This window comes from Paenibacillus sp. FSL P4-0081 (assembly GCF_000758565.1).
In the GTDB taxonomy this organism is placed as follows: domain Bacteria; phylum Bacillota; class Bacilli; order Paenibacillales; family Paenibacillaceae; genus Paenibacillus_AQ; species Paenibacillus_AQ phytohabitans.
The window spans coordinates 615,092-634,891 of record NZ_CP009280.1; the positions used below are offsets into that span (position 1 = coordinate 615,092).

Consider the following 19,800-nt stretch of genomic DNA (forward strand, 5'->3'; position numbering starts at 1 on the left):
TTCATAGAATAGTTGAATAGGAGGTGTAGATTATTGAGAAGAAAAATGCGAAAAGCGGCCGCCTTTATTCTGGCGGGCGTACTGACCGTAAGTAGCGCCTTCACTTGGGGGACGGAGGTAAGGGCAACATCTGGTGTGCCTTACAATCCAACGCCGGTCTTGGGGATTGCCGGGAATTTTAATGCTTTTATCTTTGACGATTTCACGCAAGGCAATGATCAAATTGAAGGCCGTCTTGCAGCGGGGGGGAATATTACTCTCTCTGGAGGTTACGGGGTAGCCAGGGCCTACAGGAATTCTTCAGCCACCGACGTACTCGTTGCCGGCAAGAAGTTTAAACATTCGGGCAGCGGAGAAATCTACGGAAACGTTGTGTATGGGGACACCTTTGAAGCCAATGAGCCTAGTGTGAACATTATAGGCGCGAAGAAGCAGGGAAGCCCGATTGATTTCCCGGCTGAGAAGCAGTATCTGATCTCGCGTTCTGCAGCATACGGGGCATTGTCCGCTACGAAAGAAATTGGTAATAATTATGGAACACTTACAATAAGTGCGCCGGATCTTTTCAACGTAGTTCATCTGGATGCGGCAACGCTGGCGAATACAAACAATATTCAATTCAACATTGCCCAGAATGCCACGTTAATTATTAACATAAGTGGAGCTACGGTCAATGTACCAAGCTTCGCAATGAATAACGGTAGAGCAAGTCAAGTGTTGTTCAATTTCTACGAAGCGACCAAGGTGAATATTGCGTATACGACCTTTTTGGGAACGATACTGGCGCCTAAGGCGGATGTCAATTATTCCGGTGCAGAGCTTTACGGAACGCTAATTGCCAAGTCTTTTAGCGGCGGAGTAGAAATGCACCTTGGAACATACGAGGGAGATGGACCGCCGCCAAGTCCGACACCGACCGCAACACCAACACCCAGCCCATCGCCAACACCAACCGCAACACCAAGCCCGACACCAACAGTGAAACCGACCGCAACGCCAACGCCGACGGCGACGGCGACGGTGAAACCAACTCCAACACCGACACCAACACCGACAGCAACGGTGAAACCGACACCCACGGTAAAACCAACGCCAACACCTAAGTGCACTCCGACGCCAACACCGACAGTGAAGCCGACACCAACACCAACGGTAAAGCCGACGCCGACAGTGAAGCCGACGCCGACACCAACGGTAAAGCCGACGCCGACAGTGAAGCCGACGCCGACACCAACGGTAAAGCCAACGCCGACAGTGAAGCCGACGCCGACACCAGCGGTAAAGCCAACGCCGACAGTGAAGCCGACGCCGACACCTAAGTGCACTCCGACGCCAACACCGACAGTGAAGCCGACACCGACAGTGAAGCCAACACCGACAGTGAAGCCAACACCGACAGTGAAACCGACACCAACAGTGAAACCAACGCCGACAGTGAAGCCGACGCCGACAGTGAAACCAACACCGACAGTGAAGCCGACACCGACAGTGAAACCAACACCGACAGTGACACCAACGCCGACAGTGAAACCGACGCCGACAGTGAAGCCAACACCGACAGTGAAGCCAACACCGACAGTGAAGCCAACGCCGACAGTGAAGCCAACGCCGACAGTGAAACCGACACCGACAGTGAAGCCAACACCGACAGTGAAGCCAACACCGACAGTGAAGCCAACGCCGACAGTGAAACCGACACCGACAGTGAAGCCAACGCCGACAGTGAAACCGACACCGACAGTGAAGCCAACGCCGACAGTGAAACCGACACCAACGCCAACAGCGGCACCGACACCAACGCCAACGGCAGCACCGACACCAACGCCGACGGCAGCACCAACACCAACACCAACGCCAACGGCAGCACCAACACCAACACCAACAGCGACACCAACGCCAACGGCAGCACCAACACCAACGCCAACGGCAGATCCAACACCGACACCAACGGCAGTGCCAACACCAACGCCAACGGCAGCACCAACACCAACACCGACACCAACGGCAGCACCAACACCGACACCAACGGCAGCACCGACACCAACGCCAACGGCAGCACCGACACCAACACCAACGGTAGCGCCGACCCCAACACCGACGGCAGCACCGACATCAACACCAACGCCGACAGCAGCGCCAACACCAACGCCGACAGCAGCACCGACACCGACGCCAACGGCAGCACCGACACCAACACCAACGGTAGAGCCAACACCAACGCCGACGGCTGCACCGACACCAACGCCAACAGCGGCACCGACACCGACACCAACGCCAGAGCCAACACCAACACCAACACCAACGGCAGATCCAACACCAACACCAACAGCAGCACCGACACCAACACCAACGCCGACGGCGGCACCAACACCGACACCAACACCAACGGTAGCACCAACACCAACGCCGACGGCGGCACCAACACCGACACCAACAGCAGCACCAACGCTAACGCCAACGGTAGCACCAACGCCAACGCCAACGGTAGCACCGACACCAACACCAACGGCAGCGCCAACACCAACGCCAACGCCAACGGCAGCACCGACACCAACGCCAACGGCTGCACCGACACCAACGCCAACGGCTGCACCGACACCAACGCCAACAGCGGCACCAACACCAACGCCAACGCCAACGGCAGCACCAACACCAACGCCAACGGCAACACCGACACCGACGCCAACAGTAGCACCAACACCAACGGTAGAGCCAACACCAACGCCAACAGTAGCACCGACACCGACGCCAACGGCAGATCCAACACCGACACCAACAGCAGCACCGACACCAACGCCAGAGCCGACACCAACACCAACAGTAGCACCGACACCGACGCCAACGGCAGATCCAACACCGACACCAACAGCAGCACCGACACCAACGCCAGAGCCGACACCAACACCAACAGCAGATCCAACACCAACACCGACAGCAGTACCAACACCAACGGTAGAGCCGACACCAACGCCAACGGCAGCACCGACACCAACACCAACAGCAGATCCAACATCAACACCGACAGTAGCACCGACACCGACGCCAACGGCAGATCCAACACCGACACCAACGGCAGCACCAACACCAACGCCAACGGCAGAGCCAACACCAACGCCAACGGCAGCACCGACACCGACACCAACGGCAGAGCCAACACCAACACCAACAGTAGAGCCAACACCAACGCCAACACCAGCACCGACACCGACACCAACGGCAGAGCCAACACCGACACCAACACCAACGGCAGAGCCAACACCGACACCAACACCAACGCCAGAGCCGACACCAACACCAACACCAACGGCAACACCAACACCAACACCAACACCAACACCAACACCAACACCAACACCAACACCAACACCAACACCAACACCAACACCAACACCAACACCAACACCAACACCAACACCAACACCAACACCAACAACAACACCAGCACCGACATTACCACCGGCACCAGTGCCATCGTCTGCACCGCCCGTCTTTATTAATGTAGTGCCAACGCCGACTCCAATAATCGGCTATATTGTAAATCCGGATACCATGATCATTGATGATCCGCTGCCTTTGGGCCCTGTGGCAACAGCAACACCTCGGCCGTTAGTGGTGACACCAAGTCCAACCCTAACGCCAAGCCCAAGCGCAACACCAAGTTCAACGCCGATTGTGACAATCATTGATGAAGAGATTCCGTTAGGCAATGTACCTGCGGATGCCGCGCTCCCGAAGACTGGTGAGTCCAGTCCGGCTCCTTATTACTTAGTCGGTCTAGCCCTTGCAGGATTGGGAATATTCCTCGGCAGAAGATCCAGAACAGATAAACGTAAATAAATGCAATCCGTAAGATCCTTTCCGAAAGGCTGGCGATATCACCGCTAAATCGGGAAAAGGCTGCTTTGGGAGAAGACGTTCTCCTGAAAGCAGTCTTTTTTATGTGGGATATACATTTGTTATTATGTTTCCTCGTAAAAGAAAATGTGCTAAGGAGAAAGAGGTGCGTCTTTACGATCATGGGCCCTCGTGTTTATATTAAAATTTGCAATATTTAAATTAGTTCTTTATACATGGTTCCAAAATATTCTTGTAGGTGCCATCGAGGGCGATGAGAGGATCGGGATTTAGGTGAAAAAGCTATAGATTCTTTAAAAAAACCTTTTGTAACAGTGCTTTGGAATGAATCAGCAGATATAATCTATTACCAGATGTTTCAAAGGATTTCATTGACAATCAGCCCTGATAGCGGATAAACTAAAAATAGTTCCAAAGTAACGAATGTCATAGACATTAGTATAAAAGTTTGATTTAGTACATAATTTCACAACCTAATCTTCCACTGACGTATAAACGCAAACCGTTCGAAAGGACGGGACGCAAAGTCCAGGAGTCTAAAGCGCGATGGAGCGCAATGATCGTCCGACTGCCGTAAAGAGAGCAATCCTCTTTCCGGCGGTCTTTTTTTGTTATATAAATGTGGCCTATATCTATATTAACTGTGAGGTGAGCTGTATGTTCCAATTAAAAAAATTCAAACGTCTTACGGTGTTCGGACTTATAGCAGTTCTGATTGTGGGAAGCGGCGGAATTATTTCACTGGGGAGCACCTCAGTTAAAGCCGAGGGCAACTCTTTGCCGGGCAATACATCCAAGTATAATGTGTTCATCTTGGGAGATGTTGATGTTAAACATAGTGATATTGAAGGTAGATTAGCTGCCGGCGGAAACGTGAATTTAAATGTTAATTATTCTGTGGGACATAGTCTTACTAGTGAGGAAACGAAGGAAGCCTACTCTCTCATCGCCGGTGGTAATCTGTATTATTCCCAGGGAGAAACCGTGGGTGATGTAGTCTACGGGGGGAGTTATAGCGGCAGCGGCGGCCCGCGCGGGGGGACAGGAAGCTTACAACAACAAATAAATGTTGTGGACTTTGCAGCCCAGTTCAGTTTGCTCCGAGAGAAATCTCAACAGCTTGCTTCTCAGCCTGTTAATGGGGTTACCACTGCCAACTCCGGTAATTTCTTTTTGGAAGGTACAAATTCGGGTGTTAACATATTTACTGTAGACGGCAGCAAGCTGTCTAGTGCAAATGAGTTGAGAATTAAGATTCCTGATGGCTCAACAGCTATAGTTAATATCTCCGGTACTACAGTAACTATGAAGAATATGGGGACTGGAATTAATGGTAACGGAAATAAGGATAACGCTATGAACAGTAAAGTTTTATATAACTTCAGTCAAGCGACCAGTCTTCAAATCGAAGGTATCGGAGTTCTGGGATCTGTGCTGGCTCCATATGCCTCTATTCAATTTAATAATGGTCAAATCAACGGGAATCTGATCGGAGCTTCGCTCTCAGGATCGGGGGAATCGCACCATATTCCTTATAAGGGGCAAGATCCTCCGACGCCAACAGCAACGCCGGCAGTGACACCGACGCCAACAGCAACGCCAGCAGCGACGCCGACGCCAACAGCAACGCCAGCAGCGACGCCGACGCCAACGGCAACGCCAGCAGCGACGCCAACGCCAACAGCAACACCGGCAGCGACGCCAACGCCAACGGCAACGCCGACGCCAACGGCAACGCCAGCAGCGACGCCGACGCCAACGGCAACGCCGACACCGACGGCAACGCCGACAACAGCGCCAACGGCAACACCGACACCGACGGCAACGCCGACAACAGCGCCAACGGCAACACCGGCAGCGACGCCAACAGCAACACCGACAACGGCAACACCGACAGTGGCACCAACGGCAACACCGGCAGCGACGCCAACAGCAACACCGACAACGGCAACACCGACAGTGGCACCAACGGCAACGCCGACAACAGCGCCAACGCCGACACCAACGGCAACGCCAACAACAGCGCCAACGGCAACGCCGACAGCGGCACCAACGGCAACACCGACAGCGGCACCAACGGCAACGCCGACAACAGTGCCGACCGCTGTACCGACAACAGCACCGACAGCAACCAGCACGAGCGTCTTTGTCCCAAGCTTCGTATTTCCGACATCAACCGCTCCGACAGTGATTGGGACTATTGTGACTGATACTGACACGACTATTATTGATGACCCGGTTCCTCTCGGGCCGGCAGCATCACCGGTTGTGACGGTGCTGACAACAACAGCGCTACAGCCAGTTGTGGAGGTTCCTGCACCTGGACCTTCACCTGTAGCAGGACCGGCACCTGAAGAAATCATTATCGATGACGAGATTCCTCTGGGCAGTGTGACTGCAGAGCAAACCCTGCCGCAGACGGGTGAATCAAGTCCTGCGCCGTACTATATTACGGGTGTTGCTCTTGCCGGTCTGGGCCTGCTTCTTAGAAGAACTGCCAGAGTGAACAAGCGCAAATGATTATGATTAAGCCGCTGTGTTTGGATGAGGGCTGCTGCCGGAGAGATTCTCCGGGAAGCAGTCTTTTTGTATACGGGGAGCGCATTCAATTCGTAGCTCACTACTTACACACACCAGGCAGCGCAGACTGACGGCAGTGTTTTTAGTTGGACGGATACCATGCTATACTATGCTCAAATTATTTATCTAAAAAAGCTGAGAATACTCCACCCTCGATAGGGTGGGGATGAATCAGCAGTTTTCGATTTCAAGACGAACATATGTGCTATAATATGAATGAGATCACTAAAAGGAGGTGTTGCACATGCTCGTGTCTGCGCAGGAGGTTTCTTCGAAACCCCTGGTTCATCAAGCCTATAAATATCGGATCTACCCCAATACAGAGCAAAAGCAACTCATTCGTCGAATGTTTGGCTGCTGCCGTTTTGTGTTCAATTACTTCTTGGAAGCTTGGAATCAAAGGTATGCGGAAACGGGAAAAGGCTTGTCTTATCACGCTTGTGCAACACAACTCCCCGGTTTAAAAGCACAATACGACTGGCTGAAAGAAGTCGATAGCATCGCTTTGCAGTCGGCTGCCCGTCATGTGGCGGATAGCTTTGATCGTTTTTTCAAGAAGCAAAATCAAGCGCCACGCTTCGAGAGCCGAAAGCATCCGATTCAAAGTTACACGACCAAATTCACCAACGGGAATATCGCCATGGAGGGCAGTCGCTTGAAGCTCCCAAAAGTCGGCTGGATACGTTTTGCAAACTCCCGGAAGCTGGAAGGCCGGATATTGTCCGCTACCGTTCGTAAAAACGCCAGCGGGAAATTTTTCGTTTCGCTCGTTTGCGAAGTTCAAAAGAACCCTCTGCCCCAAGTGGATACACCTATTGGCATCGACTTAGGCTTGAAAGAATATGCAGTATGCTCAAACGGGGAACATATCGCCAATCCTCGCTTTTACCGTCAATACGAGAACAAGCTGGCGCTTTGGCAGCGGCGGATGGCTCGGCGTACTCCGGGCGGCTCCAACTGGAAGAAAGCAAGGCAGCATATCGCTCGTATTCACGAACGCATTGCCAATAAACGAAATGACTTCCTCCACAAGCTGACCACGAGACTGATTCGTGAAAACCAAACGATTAGTATCGAACATCTGCGTGTGGCGAATATGATTCAGAACCCCAAGCTTTCAAAATCCATTGCTGATGCGTCTTGGGGCGAGTGGGTGCGACAGCTGACGTATAAAGCGAAATGGTATGGACGAAATCTTCGGATCGCCGACACGTTTGAGCCGACCAGTCAGCGTTGCCATGTGTGTGGCACGATCCACCCCGAGGTGAAGAACCTGTCCGTTCGGGAATGGACATGTACGGCCTGCGGGACGATCCATGACCGTGACGAAAACGCCGCTCACAATATTGAACAAGTAGCGGTTTAACCGCCACCTAACCAAACGATAGAATTCAACATTTCACTTGCGTCAAAAATGTAAAACTGCGGGAACGCAGGGATCGCTTGCTCCATAAGAAGAGGGTACTCTTCTGTTCGCAAGAATCCGCCACTTCAAGCGTTAGCTAAGTGGGGGAGAATTCAAAAGCAAGAATACACATTTCCTCAAAGGGATGGTTGCTTACTGAAAGGGTGAACGTTATGTGGGGTATATACCTGCTAGTAGTGCTGGTTGTAATCACGGGGATTTTGGCTTATGCCGGATTTTACTTTTATGGAGTGGCTATTAAGCGGGCGCCCAAGGAATTCCTGGGCAAGACGCCGGATCTGAAGGTGGACCCGCCGGTAGCCGGAGCTTCGTGGGGGGAAGGGGCGGAATGGGTGGCACGGCAGAACTTCCGGGAAGTGGAGCTGGTCTCGGAAGATGGACTGAAGCTGCAAGGCTACTATCTGGCTTCAGAGCATGCTGCGGGCCGTACCGTAATTATCGCCCACGGTTATTCCGGCAAGGCTAAGGACATGGGGGCAACCGCCAAAAACTATTATGACAACCTGGGATATAATGTACTGCTGCCCGACGCCAGAGGTCACGGGAAGAGCGAAGGGGACTATATTGGCTTCGGTTGGCCGGAGCGCCGTGATTATCTGCAGTGGATCGGATTTATTCTGCAGGAGACCGGGCCGGAGGCGCAAATTGTGCTGCATGGCGTATCTATGGGCGGATCGACAGTGTTAATGACCGCCGGTGAACAGCTTCCTCCGCAGGTCAAAGCCGTTGTCGCTGATTGCGGCTACACCTCAGTCAAAGCGCAGCTGACTTACCAGCTGTGGCGGATGTATCATCTGCCGGGCTTTCCCTTTGTGCAGATAGCCAGCCTGGTAACGCGGATGAAGGCCGGCTATTATTTTGGTGAAGCGTCAGCGCTGAATCAGGTGCGTAAAGCCCGGGTGCCGATTCTGTTTATCCATGGAGATGCGGATAAGTTTGTGCCTTTTGCGATGATGGATGAGCTGTATGATGCCTGCAAGAGTCCGAAGGAGAAGCTGGTGGTGCATGGAGCGGGGCATGGTCTTGCCTATGATACGGATAAAAGGGAGTATATCCGCACAGTAGGCGACTTCGTGGAACGTTATGTACACAGCCCGGCAGCGGCTGATTGGGTCTAAAAAAAGTCCCCGGAACGTAGACGCGCCCGATATCCGCAAACAGCGGGTATCGGGCGCTTATTATGTTCCACACATGGGGCCTTTCCCTGTGTCAGGGAAGCAGCCAGCCATGTCTTATCGGTATATGAATCCCCCGCCGTTTGTGAGCGAAACGGGTGTCGTTGTTCCTTGTTATTTCCAGCAGCCGTGTGGCGAGAGAAATCCTTCCAATACGACAAAAGCCCTACCTCTCTTTTGTCCTTGCGGCTCCGTGGCCGCGCCAGTGCGAATCGGAATGCTATGTTTGAATTTAATCTCATAAAAAGGAAAAGTACTGCAAGAAAACGTAAGATTTTGTGTCCAAACTGCCGATAATAAAGACAAGTAATTCACCGGCCTGACATCTTCTTGATGGGGATAATCATACACGAAAACAAATATTATATTATTATAACATGCGATATATAGAAATGCAAGCGGATATTGGGCTGAGGCCGGGACGGATGATGGGACAGATGAGATTATACAGAAGATTTTTGAAAAATCAGATCCGGAATTATATATTCGGCTCAGCAGTAGCGGTGCTGGCGGTAGGGAGTTTGATCCTGCTCTCCTCTCTGGAGATTAGCAGCATCGAATACTTCAGGCTCTTGCTTGTGCTCGCCTTGTCATTCGTGATTATGGCGGTCATGGAGATCGGGGTTTTTATCAATCAGATCAGACCGGTACGCACTGCGCTGTATGAAGATAACCTTACTTTGTCTATGCTGGAAGAGGCGTATCTGCATACACATCAATTGCCGAAACGCGCGGTTCAGCGGATTATGGGGCCTCACCTTCTGGGCTTGTCCCTCCCGGCTGTCCTGATGACATTCTGGATGATCTACAACGGCTGGATTACTATTCCTTATTTTTATCTGATTCTGGCTATGTGCGGCGCTGTTCTTGTGGCGTGTATGCATGCGCTGATTGAATTTTTTCTGACCTGTACGGCCATTATTCCGCTGATCAAAGAATTCAGGAACCGGGCGCTGGAGCAGTATGGCGTCGACTTTTCCCTGGAAGGACATGTATTTGTACCTATCCGTCCCAAATTTCTGGTGAGCTGCATGCTGATCGGCACCTTTCCGCTGTTCCTGTTTATCATGGCTACCCATATTCGTCTGAATGGTCATGAGAGTCCTGTAGTTGTGGTGGGGCTTCAAAGTTACTGGGCCTGGGCGAGTATGGTGCTGCTGATCGGCACGCTCTTCTCCTCTATTGCGGCATGGCTGCTGACCAATAGTGTGCAGCACCCTATTAATGAGCTGTATCAGGCAATGAATCATGTGAAAGACGGCAATATGATTCAGGTGCAGGATGAGTACTCCGATGAATTCTCTAAGCTGGTAGCGGGGTTTAATATGATGGTCCGGGGGCTGCAGGCCCGGGAGCAACAGAGCCGGCAGCTGCTGGGCAGCTACTTCACTACACTGGCTGTGGCACTGGATGCCCGTGATCCTTACACGGCAGGGCATTCCCTGCGTGTCGCGGAATACTCTGTCATTATCGGCCAGCTGGCCGGACTTACCGGGCAGCAGCTGGACGATCTGCGCAAGACGGCCCTGCTGCATGATATTGGCAAAATTGGGGTGAGGGACAGCATCCTGTTCAAGGAAGAAGCCCTTACCGATGAGGAGTTTGACCAGATCAAGAGCCATTCGGTGCTTGGAGAGAATATTCTGCGGCAGATTGAACCGGTAGAAAAGATGGCACCCTATCTGGGCGGCGTCCGTTCCCATCATGAACGTTATGACGGTAAAGGATATCCGGATGGCCTTGCCGGTACGGATATTCCTTTACATGGCCGGATTATCGCTGTGGCGGATGCCTATGATGCCATGACCTCTAACCGCCCGTACCGCAAAGGGATGGATCACGACCGGGCGCTGGCTATTCTGGAGCAGGGAAGGGGCACTCAATGGGACCCGGAATTCGCCGGCTTGTTTCTGTCTTACTTTGGACGGAAGCCGGAACCTCTTCAAACAGGCTATCCCGTCAAAACAGGATAAGGATGCAGCGTTCTTCCGGTTATCCTTATATTTCTTGCAGAAGCGGATGCCATCCAGTTTGTGGAGGGTTCCGCTTCTGCTTTGCGTGCCTATTTTGTGAACTGCCATTGAAATGCGACAATTAACGACTACATTCATTGAAGGATTGCGGGCGGACCGTTATAATTATTAAGTCTGGATTTTAATTAAAAAATAAGGGAGATTTCTATGAAACGCGCAGATGTGCTGCTGATTTCTATCGTTTTGATTGCTGCGCTTGCTTTTCTGGTGCCGAGATGGCTGTCAAATGATGCTGATAAAGGTGGGCCGGGCAAGGAACTTACGGCCAATATAACGGTAGACGGCAAGCTGTTCAAAACAGTAACGCTTACCAAAGAAGAGCAAACCATTGATATCCGTACAGATCGGGGCTATAACATTTTGAAGGTGCATGATTACGGGATTGAGATGTACGATGCGGATTGTCCCGATCAGGTATGTCTCGGCTTTGGATTTATCACGCTGCCCAAGCAGACCATAGTATGCCTTCCGCACCGGGTATTAGTTGAAATTGCAAGCGGGTCGGGGGAGGATGAAGTAGATGCCTATGTCCAGTAGTGAATCGGCTACAGCGCTGAAGCGGACGGTCATTATTGCGATTTTCGCGGCCGTTGCCGTAGTGCTGAGTATTGTCGAGGCTCAGATTCCGCTTGCGGGAATGGGGCTGATGCCCGGAGCCAAGCTGGGTTTCGCCAATATTATGATTTTGACCTGTATTTACTTTTTGCGTGGACGAGATGTATTCGTGCTGGTCATTCTGAAGACGCTGCTGACCGCATTTCTGCTCGGCACACTGTCCAGTCTGCTCTTCAGCCTGTTCGGCTCGTTGTTCAGCTTTGTGGTCATGTTCGCGCTGGTTAAGCTGGGGGGCAAGAAGTTCAGTGTAATCGGAATCAGCATTGCCGGCGGACTAGCCCATAATACCGGACAACTGCTGGCGGCAGCGATTGTATTCAAATCAATGAGTATTTTATACTACTTGCCGGTTCTGCTGATTATGGGAATCGTGACAGGGATTGCTGTCGGCTTCGCCGTGCGGTATGTCGTAGACTCGCTATCCAAGATATCCTTGTTTGAAGAGTTCCTGAACGGACCGGGTCACTAGCTGCGGAAGGATGACTAACATGAATCAATCGTACAATGATACAGAGGCCGGTGAGGAACCGGCCGTTATTACGCTAGCGGGGGTCTCCTTCGGATATGATCCGGAGCATCCGATTCTCCATGATATTAACGTGTCTATCCCGCAGGGCCAATGGGTAAGCATAGTAGGACCCAACGGCTGCGGGAAATCTACGCTCGTCAAGCTTCTGAATGCACTGCTGCCTAAGAGTGCCGGGGAGATTACTGTCTGCGGACATACGCTGCAGGAAGAGACAATTGGAGACATCCGGCAATGCATCGGGATGGTGTTCCAGAATCCGGATAACCAGTTCATCGGACAGACGGTAGAGGAAGATATCCTCTTCGGCCTGGAAGGCCTGTGTCTGCCCTACGAAGAGATGAAGCAGCGGCTTGATCTCTATACCGTGAAGATGGGCATTGATCATCTGCTGTCCAAGCATCCCGGAGAGCTGTCGGGCGGACAGAAGCAGCGTGTCGCGCTTGCTTCGATTCTTGCCATGAAGCCAGGCATCGTCATCCTTGACGAGGCCTCTTCTATGTTGGACGAAGGCAGCCGTGATGAGCTTATGGGCATTCTGCGGGACATGCAGGCAGAAGGGGCGTACACGATACTGCTGATTACACATGATCCGGATGAAATCCTGGCTTCGGACCGTGTGCTTGCGCTGCATGGCGGAAGCATAGCGGCGGATGTGCCGCCTGCGGAGCTGTTCCGTAATGAAGACCTGCTGGAGAAATGCCATTTGCGGGAACCCTACCCTTGGCGTCTTGCCCGTGAACTGCAGAGCAGGGGGATTACGGTGGATGTACCCGCCAGCGAAAAGGAGCTTATAGACACACTATGGCCATACAACTTCAGGAAGTAAGCTATACGTATGCTGACCGCAGTATGTGGAAGCAGACGGCGCTGCATGGGATTAATCTGAATATTGCCCAGGGGTCACTGACCGGGATTGCCGGGGCAACGGGCTCCGGTAAATCCACACTGCTCCAGCTGTTCAACGGGATTCTGAAACCGACAGATGGTACGGTGCAGGTGCTTGATGTGACTATCACTGCAGGAGAGAAGTCGCCGAAGCTGTTTCCGCTGCGCCGCCGGGTCGGACTGGTCTTTCAATTCCCGGAGCAGCAGATGTTCGAAGATACGGTGGAGAAGGACCTCTGCTTCGGGCCGCTTAACTTCGGCGTGAGTCCGGAGGAGGCCAAGGAGCGGGCACGCAAAGCGATGACGGACATGGGCCTGGATCTGGCCCTGCTTGAGCGCAATCCGTTCCGTCTGAGCGGCGGACAGATGCGCAAGGCGGCCATCGCCTCGGTGCTGGCGATGGACCCGGACATTGTCGTGCTGGATGAGCCGACAGCGACGCTGGACCCGGTAAGCCGCGCCGAGCTGATTGCGCTGCTGGAGCGGCTGTGCCGCGAGCAGGGCCGGACGATCATCATCGTGACGCACCGGATGGATGAGCTGCTGCCGTATGCCGACAGCTGGGCCCTGCTTAAGGACGGCGGGCTCGCCTTCCAGGGCAGCGGCCAGGAGCTGGCCGCTGATCCGGCGATCCTGGAGCGCTGCGGACTGACGGTTCCGCAGTCGCTCCGGTACTGGCAGGCCGTCGCCCAGCGCTTCGGCCTGGCCGGCGAGAAGCCGCTCCTTACGGCGGAGGCCCTCGCGGAACGGATCGCCGCCCTGCTCGCAGAGCGCAAGAACGCCGCCGGCATGGAAGAAAAGGGGAATGGCCATGAATGAACGCCTGCTGCTGGGACGCAGCATTGATACGGGCTCATGGGTCCATAAGCTGGATGCCCGGTCCAAAATTACGGGCATGCTGCTCTACGTAGTGATTATCCTGCTGTCCAATTCGTGGATGGCGATTGGGCTCATAGCCCTGTTCTCCATCATTGTTATGGCAACCACCCGCATCCCGCTAAAATATTTCATTAAGGCTGCGAAGCCTTTGCGTTATCTGATGTTATTCATCTTCATTGTGCAGTCCCTGTCCGTGAAGGAAGGGGATGTCCTGTGGTCGCTGGGCTCCTTCTCTCTGCATGAGGGAGGCCTGCGGCTGGGGGCGTTCTCAGTCATCCGCATGCTCTTCCTGCTGACCTTCACGGCACTGCTGACCTTTACGACAACGCCCGGCAAGCTGAACCAGGGCCTTGAAGGTGTGCTCGCTCCGTTTAAGAAGCTCGGCCTGTCACCGGACCGGATCACGCTGATGATCAGCATCGCGCTGCGCTTTATCCCGACGATTCTTGATGAAGCGCAGATTATTCTGAAGGCGCAGGCCTCGCGCGGCGCGGATCTGAAGGAGCTCCCTTTGAAAGAGAAGGCGCGGATGCTAGTTTCCCTGCTGGTTCCGGTCATCGCCAGTGCTTTCCGGCGTGCCCAGGACCTGGTGTATTCGATGGAAGCCCGGGGCTTCCGTATGGATGCGCCGCGCAGCCGGTATCACCGCCTCAGGTGGGGCGCCGCTGATACGCTGTTTGTTGCTATGTTCGTTGTCTTGGGAATTGCAGTAGCATTATTGTAGGAAGTTTAGGAGGAAACAAGAATGGCACGTTATTTTAATGGTAAAGAGATTGAATTGTTGGCACCTGCCGGAACGTTTGAGATTTTCAAGGCTGTGATTGAATCGAAGTGTGATGCCGTGTATTTCGGCGGTCCGGTGCTGAATATGAGAATGATGCGCAAGGGCTATAACTTAAGTCATGAGGAAATAATTGAAGCCGTGTCGATCGCCCACAAGCTGGATAAAAAAGTATACGTCACCGTAAATAATCTGTTTAGCGAAGAAGACGTGGAAGAAGCCCGAGAGTACCTGAAGTTTCTGGATGGCGCCCGTCCGGATGCGCTGATCGTTCAGGATATGGCTGTGCTGGAGCTGATCCGTGAGATGGAGCTTACCGTTCCGGTTCACGCTTCGGTCATGATGAATGTGCATAATCTGGAGATGATTCACGCACTGAAGGAGCTTGGCGTCAGCCGGGTCGTTACCTCCCGTGAGATGGATCTGCAGACAGCGAAGCTGCTGGGAAGCAGAAGCGGTGTAGAGCTGGAATATTTCATCCATGGCGATATGTGTTCCGTGCACGGAGCGAACTGCTATTTCAGTTCCCAGGTGTTCGGGATGAGCAGCAACCGGGGCAAATGCATGAAGCCTTGCCGCTGGGATTACCGGATCAAACGTGACGGCTATGTCTTCCCTGCGGAATACCCGCTGGCCGTGAAGGATATGTTCATGTATGAGCATCTTCCGGAGCTGATTGAGTCCGGTATTACTTCCTTCAAAATTGAAGGCCGCATGCGCGACCAGGAGTTTATGGTGAACCTGGCCAACAGCTATGGCGATGCGATTGACCGCTATATCGATGATCCGCTGGGCTTTGACCGTACGGTGGATTCCAAAGAGCTGTACAAGAACCGCAAACGTGATTTTTCCACCGCGTACGCTTTTGGCAAACCGGGACTAACGAATATCAACCGCCGCTATGAAGGTACAGGCAAGTTCTATAGCACTGGCAAAGTATTCAGTACACCGACTGCAGAGCGCGAGCTGTCCGAAGCACGGGTAATGCAGCTGCGCGAACGGATGGCCGAAGATAAACGCAGTAAGCAGACGAAGCCGGAGCTGGCTGTGCGGGTGAACAATATGGAACAAGCGCGCCTCGTGCTGGAGATGGGTGTAGAGAGCTTATATATTCCGGGTGATGTGTTTGAGCCGGACCGTCCGTTCACGAAGCAGGATATTAAGGAGCTTGGAGCCATCAAAGGCCGGACTAAGCTGTACCTCGGAATGCCGCGGATGATGACGGAGCTGCATTTTGATCAATATGACCACTTGCTGAACGGGGAGAAGCTGCCGATTGACGGCTTGATGATTACGAACCTCGGAGCGATCCGCCGCTACCGTGGGACCGGCTACCCGATGATTGGCGATGCCAACCTGAATGTCTACAACCACCTGTCTGCCGGACTGTATACCGGACTCGGCCTTACGAAGCTTACAGTTTCACCGGAAATGACGTTGGAGCACTTTGCCTCTTTCATCTCGCGCAGCGATTTGCCGCTGGAAGTTGTGGTTCACGGAACGCCGGCGCTGATGTATATGGAGCATGATCTGTTCGAGAATACGGAAGTGATGGAGCCGATTGGTGAGGAAGACAACCAGTTTGTCAGCAATGATGTGCTGGTGCTCAAAACCGACAAAGGTGAGAATCCGGTCTACCGCGACCAATATGGCCGCTGCCACCTGCTGTTCGCCAAAGAGCTGTGTTATCTGCCGATGCTGGATGAGTTGAACGGACTTGGGATTACGAGCTTCCGAATTGAAGGGGCTACTTACAGCACTGAAGAACTGCGCACGATTATTGCTGCTTACCAGGCTGCGCTTAACGGACCGAAGCTGGGCGATGATCTGCTGGGCGGACTTAAGCCGGTATACGCGGGCTACACACTGGGTTCACTGCAATTCAATTAATAATAATTCAATTTTAAAATAACGCTAGGGCGAGTATAATAACGGTAAGTGGCGCATTGATAAGTTATTATTTTCACAAACTAATAAGCTGATTTATACTTCGTATCCACATTATGGCCATCATCTTGGATTATCAGCAGCTGAAAGCGAGGGAACCTTCATGGAACAGAGCAACATCATTGGAAGAGATGCGGTAGCCGTCAAAAGAAAGCAGTATTTCTACCCGTGCACTGCACATTTTTACCGGGATGCCCCGCAACTGGTACGCGGAAGCATGCAGTACGTGTACGATGAGAACGGCCAAGAATATACGGATTTCTTCGCCGGGGTATCGGTTGTCGCCTGCGGCCACTGCAATCCGGCGATTACCTCCCGCACGATAGCACAGCTGCAGCAGCTGCAGCATACCTCGACCGTCTATCTGACCCAGCCGAATGTAGATTTGGCCGAGCGTCTGGAGGGTCTGCTGCCGGGCGCGTTGCGCCGGACCTTCTTCGTTAACAGCGGCTCGGAAGCGAATGAAGGGGCACTCCTGCTGGCACGGATGCATACCGGACGCAAAGGGTTCATTGCCCTGGAAGCCGGACTGCATGGACGGACCAATCTTACAATGAGCGTGACCGGCCTGCAAATGTGGCGGACAGACGCTTACCTGGATGAAGATGTGACGTTCATTGAGCGTCCGTATCATATGGAGATGACGCTGGAAGAAGCTGCTGCGCAGTCGATTCAGAGCCTGAAGCGTGTTCTCGCCGAGAAAGGTGATACTATCGCCGCCATGATCGTTGAACCGATTCAGGGGAATGGCGGCATGATTATGCCAGCCCTGTCTTATTTCCGCGAGGTAAAAGCGCTGCTGGAACAGTACGGTGTACTGCTCATTGACGATGAGATTCAGACCGGCTATGGCCGTACGGGAGCTATGTTTGCCATTGAGCATTTTGGCGTAGTACCGGACATCATCAGCATGGCTAAGGCACTGGGCAACGGCGTACCTGTCGCCGCATTTTCGACTACAGATGAGATTGCCGCTTCACTGAACAAGCCTTCGGCCTCGACGTTCGGGGGCAACCCTGTATCCGCGGCTACGGCGCTGGCTGTGCTGGATTATATCCAGAGTGAACGGCTGCCGGAACGTGCGGCTGAGCTGGGCGGACGTTTGAAGGAAGGCCTGCTCCGGCTTCAAGAGCGTTATCCTGCGCTGATCACCGATGTGCGGGGGACCGGATTCATGCTGGGTGCCGAGCTTGCCGGCTCCGAAGCTGAGGGGGCGGCGGAGCGGACAGACCATGTCCTTGAAGAGATGAAGGACCGCGGCTACCTGATCGGCAAAAACGGCATAGGCCGCAATGTTCTCGCCTTCCAGCCGCCGCTGGTCGTCACCGCAGAGAATATTGATGCTATGCTTGCTGCCTTGGATGAAGTGTTGTCCCTGGTCAAGCAAGCGATTCATTGAAGAAAGAGGCACAACATTATGGTTATCATTAATGCTTTTAAGCATACGGCACTTAAATTGAAAATGTTCAGCGAGCTGGTCATGTTCTCCCATACGCTCTTTTCCCTGCCTTTTGCCATCATCTCGATGGTATGGGCGGCGGGAGGCTGGCCTTCCGGCCATATGATGCTGTGGGGGCTGATCGCTCTAATCGGCGCGCGTAACGGGGCCAATGCGTTCAACCGTTTGGTGGACCGTACCTTTGACGGCAATAATCCGCGTACCGCACACCGGCATCTGCCGCAGCGTCTGATCGCTGAGAAGGAAGTCATCCTGTTCATCATCATCAACTATGCGCTGTTTATTGTCGCATCCGGGATGCTGAATCTGCTCTGCCTGCTGCTGTCTCCGGTGGCCATCGTGCTGATCTCGAGCTATTCGTACACGAAGCGTTTTACCTTCCTGAGCCATCTGTATCTGGGCTTCGTGATTGCTTCAGCGCCGATCGGTGCCTGGTTTGCTGTAACTGGGAATATTGCATTCACTCCATTCGTTATCGGAACAGTGGTCATGCTCTGGATTGCCGGCTTTGACATCATCTACGGGACCCAGGACATCGATTTCGACCGGAAAAATGGCTTATGGTCCATTCCGAGCTTCTTCGGACTGGAGAACGCGCTGCGGATCTCCAAGGGGCTGCATTTCATTATGATTATGCTGCTGCTGTTCCTGTACCTCTGGCGTGATCTTGGCTGGATGTATCTAGTGGGCATCGGGATTGCTACATTACTGCTGATGACAGAGCACAAGATCATCAAACCTTCGAACCGTAAGATGATGAAGGTGGCCTCTTATAATTTGAACCAGGTGATCAGTATGGTGATATTGCTGTGTACGTTGATTGATTATTTTTACGTTAATTAGTTTGCGGAGGCGCGGCTGGCGGCTGGCTGCCGGCCGCGCGGTAGAGGTTGGGATGCTGCACTGCGATGAATATTTGGACCTCCGGTCGCTGTTAAGCTCAGATTCCCTGATTAGAACCACTGTGAGCGGTAGGAATCCGAGCTTAGCGTATGCTTCCGATGCGAGCTTTCCTACGGAAAGCTTTCAGGCGAACGCTGACGCTTCTCCAGTTCCAAAATTCCTCTCCGTTCCGTCCTAACCTCTCCCCAGGCAAGATTAACTTCAAAAAGACAACAAGCCTACCCAGCGGGGCGGGCGGCAAAGAGCGCGATAAGCTTAGGCTTCGCGCTTTTCTTTTTGCCTCCGTGAGACAACCCCCAAGAGACAACCGCAAGAGACAACCGCAAGAGACAACCGCAAGAGACAACCCCCAAGGGACAACCCACAAGGATAAACCCCCGAGAGACAACCCCCAAGAGACAACCGCAAGAGACAACCGCAAGAGACAACCCCCAAGGGACAACCCACAAGGATAACCCCAAGAGATAACCCCCAAGAGCAAACCTAAAAAGCAAACCTAAAAGCAAAACCACTAAGCTAAACACGCTCACGTTCGCGTTGCTGCGTTCACTTGTTTAGCAACATCATACAGGTAGAATTAATGCCCAGCTTAACTATTTCTGCTGCGCACCGTACAGTATAATCCATCAAAAAAACACGAATGAATCCTACCCTACTGGGTTCTTGTATAGTTTAGGTCTCTATAAAGTACCTGAGTAACTCTGAAAGGGCATAATGTTGTACGTATTACAAC

At 52.9% G+C, this 19,800-nt stretch carries 13 protein-coding genes and 1 riboswitch; all 13 genes read left to right on the top strand.

Annotated features, from left to right (window positions below; all coding sequences use genetic code 11):
* Positions 1-33 precede the first annotated feature (33 nt).
* On the top strand, positions 34-3,837 hold the full coding sequence (locus P40081_RS38910) for a choice-of-anchor A family protein (RefSeq protein WP_197074322.1): 3,804 nt from the start codon (positions 34-36) through the stop codon (positions 3,835-3,837).
* Positions 3,838-4,341: 504 nt separating this feature from the next.
* A riboswitch (cyclic di-GMP riboswitch) is annotated at positions 4,342-4,431 on the top strand.
* Between the two features lie 81 nt (positions 4,432-4,512).
* The gene (locus P40081_RS37205; RefSeq protein ID WP_081969803.1) at positions 4,513-6,375 is read left to right on the top strand and encodes a choice-of-anchor A family protein; all 1,863 of its coding nucleotides are present in this window, start codon (positions 4,513-4,515) and stop codon (positions 6,373-6,375) included.
* A gap of 304 nt (positions 6,376-6,679) precedes the next feature.
* Complete coding sequence (tnpB, locus tag P40081_RS02735) at positions 6,680-7,801, top strand: IS200/IS605 family element RNA-guided endonuclease TnpB (protein WP_042133165.1); 1,122 nt, start codon at positions 6,680-6,682, stop codon at positions 7,799-7,801.
* Between the two features lie 212 nt (positions 7,802-8,013).
* Positions 8,014-8,979 carry an alpha/beta hydrolase gene (locus P40081_RS02740; RefSeq protein WP_042133167.1) on the top strand — a complete coding sequence of 322 codons (966 nt, stop codon included), beginning with the start codon at positions 8,014-8,016 and terminating at the stop codon, positions 8,977-8,979.
* Positions 8,980-9,494: 515 nt separating this feature from the next.
* Positions 9,495-11,009 (top strand): HD domain-containing phosphohydrolase, encoded by a 1,515-nt coding sequence (locus P40081_RS02745; protein WP_305954220.1) that lies wholly within the window; start codon positions 9,495-9,497, stop codon positions 11,007-11,009.
* 207 nt (positions 11,010-11,216) lie between these two features.
* Complete coding sequence (locus P40081_RS02750) at positions 11,217-11,606, top strand: NusG domain II-containing protein (RefSeq protein WP_039309813.1); 390 nt, start codon at positions 11,217-11,219, stop codon at positions 11,604-11,606.
* Entirely contained in the window at positions 11,590-12,153 is a 564-nt protein-coding gene (locus tag P40081_RS02755) for a Gx transporter family protein (protein WP_042133170.1), read from the top strand. Before P40081_RS02750 ends, P40081_RS02755 begins: the two co-directional genes overlap by 17 nt.
* Before the next feature lie 19 nt (positions 12,154-12,172).
* Complete coding sequence (locus P40081_RS02760) at positions 12,173-13,039, top strand: ATP-binding cassette domain-containing protein (RefSeq protein ID WP_052421644.1); 867 nt, start codon at positions 12,173-12,175, stop codon at positions 13,037-13,039.
* On the top strand, positions 13,015-13,917 hold the full coding sequence (locus P40081_RS02765) for an energy-coupling factor transporter ATPase (RefSeq protein WP_042133171.1): 903 nt from the start codon (positions 13,015-13,017) through the stop codon (positions 13,915-13,917). The genes P40081_RS02760 and P40081_RS02765 overlap by 25 nt, the downstream gene beginning before the upstream one ends.
* Positions 13,910-14,701, top strand: a complete 792-nt coding sequence (locus P40081_RS02770) for an energy-coupling factor transporter transmembrane component T family protein (protein WP_042133173.1) — start codon at positions 13,910-13,912, stop codon at positions 14,699-14,701. The genes P40081_RS02765 and P40081_RS02770 overlap by 8 nt, the downstream gene beginning before the upstream one ends.
* 21 nt (positions 14,702-14,722) lie before the next feature.
* Complete coding sequence (locus P40081_RS02775) at positions 14,723-16,648, top strand: peptidase U32 family protein (protein ID WP_042133176.1); 1,926 nt, start codon at positions 14,723-14,725, stop codon at positions 16,646-16,648.
* A 160-nt stretch (positions 16,649-16,808) separates the two neighbouring features.
* Positions 16,809-18,104 (top strand): aspartate aminotransferase family protein, encoded by a 1,296-nt coding sequence (locus P40081_RS02780; protein WP_042133178.1) that lies wholly within the window; start codon positions 16,809-16,811, stop codon positions 18,102-18,104.
* A gap of 18 nt (positions 18,105-18,122) precedes the next feature.
* Positions 18,123-19,007: a UbiA-like polyprenyltransferase gene (locus tag P40081_RS02785; protein ID WP_042133181.1), complete on the top strand. Its 885-nt coding sequence runs from the start codon at positions 18,123-18,125 to the stop codon at positions 19,005-19,007.
* Positions 19,008-19,800: the final 793 nt, after the last annotated feature.

What these genes read in the sequence shown, in the direction of transcription:
- P40081_RS37205 (WP_081969803.1), top strand. Translation starts at nt 4,513, where the DNA reads ATGTTCCAATTAAAAAAATTCAAACGTCTTACGGTGTTCGGACTTATA.
- tnpB (WP_042133165.1), top strand. Translation starts at nt 6,680, where the DNA reads ATGCTCGTGTCTGCGCAGGAGGTTTCTTCGAAACCCCTGGTTCATCAA.
- P40081_RS02740 (WP_042133167.1), top strand. Translation starts at nt 8,014, where the DNA reads ATGTGGGGTATATACCTGCTAGTAGTGCTGGTTGTAATCACGGGGATT.
- P40081_RS02750 (WP_039309813.1), top strand. Translation starts at nt 11,217, where the DNA reads ATGAAACGCGCAGATGTGCTGCTGATTTCTATCGTTTTGATTGCTGCG.
- P40081_RS02755 (WP_042133170.1), top strand. Translation starts at nt 11,590, where the DNA reads ATGCCTATGTCCAGTAGTGAATCGGCTACAGCGCTGAAGCGGACGGTC.
- P40081_RS02760 (WP_052421644.1), top strand. Translation starts at nt 12,173, where the DNA reads ATGAATCAATCGTACAATGATACAGAGGCCGGTGAGGAACCGGCCGTT.
- P40081_RS02765 (WP_042133171.1), top strand. Translation starts at nt 13,015, where the DNA reads ATGGCCATACAACTTCAGGAAGTAAGCTATACGTATGCTGACCGCAGT.
- P40081_RS02770 (WP_042133173.1), top strand. Translation starts at nt 13,910, where the DNA reads ATGAATGAACGCCTGCTGCTGGGACGCAGCATTGATACGGGCTCATGG.
- P40081_RS02775 (WP_042133176.1), top strand. Translation starts at nt 14,723, where the DNA reads ATGGCACGTTATTTTAATGGTAAAGAGATTGAATTGTTGGCACCTGCC.
- P40081_RS02780 (WP_042133178.1), top strand. Translation starts at nt 16,809, where the DNA reads ATGGAACAGAGCAACATCATTGGAAGAGATGCGGTAGCCGTCAAAAGA.
- P40081_RS02785 (WP_042133181.1), top strand. Translation starts at nt 18,123, where the DNA reads ATGGTTATCATTAATGCTTTTAAGCATACGGCACTTAAATTGAAAATG.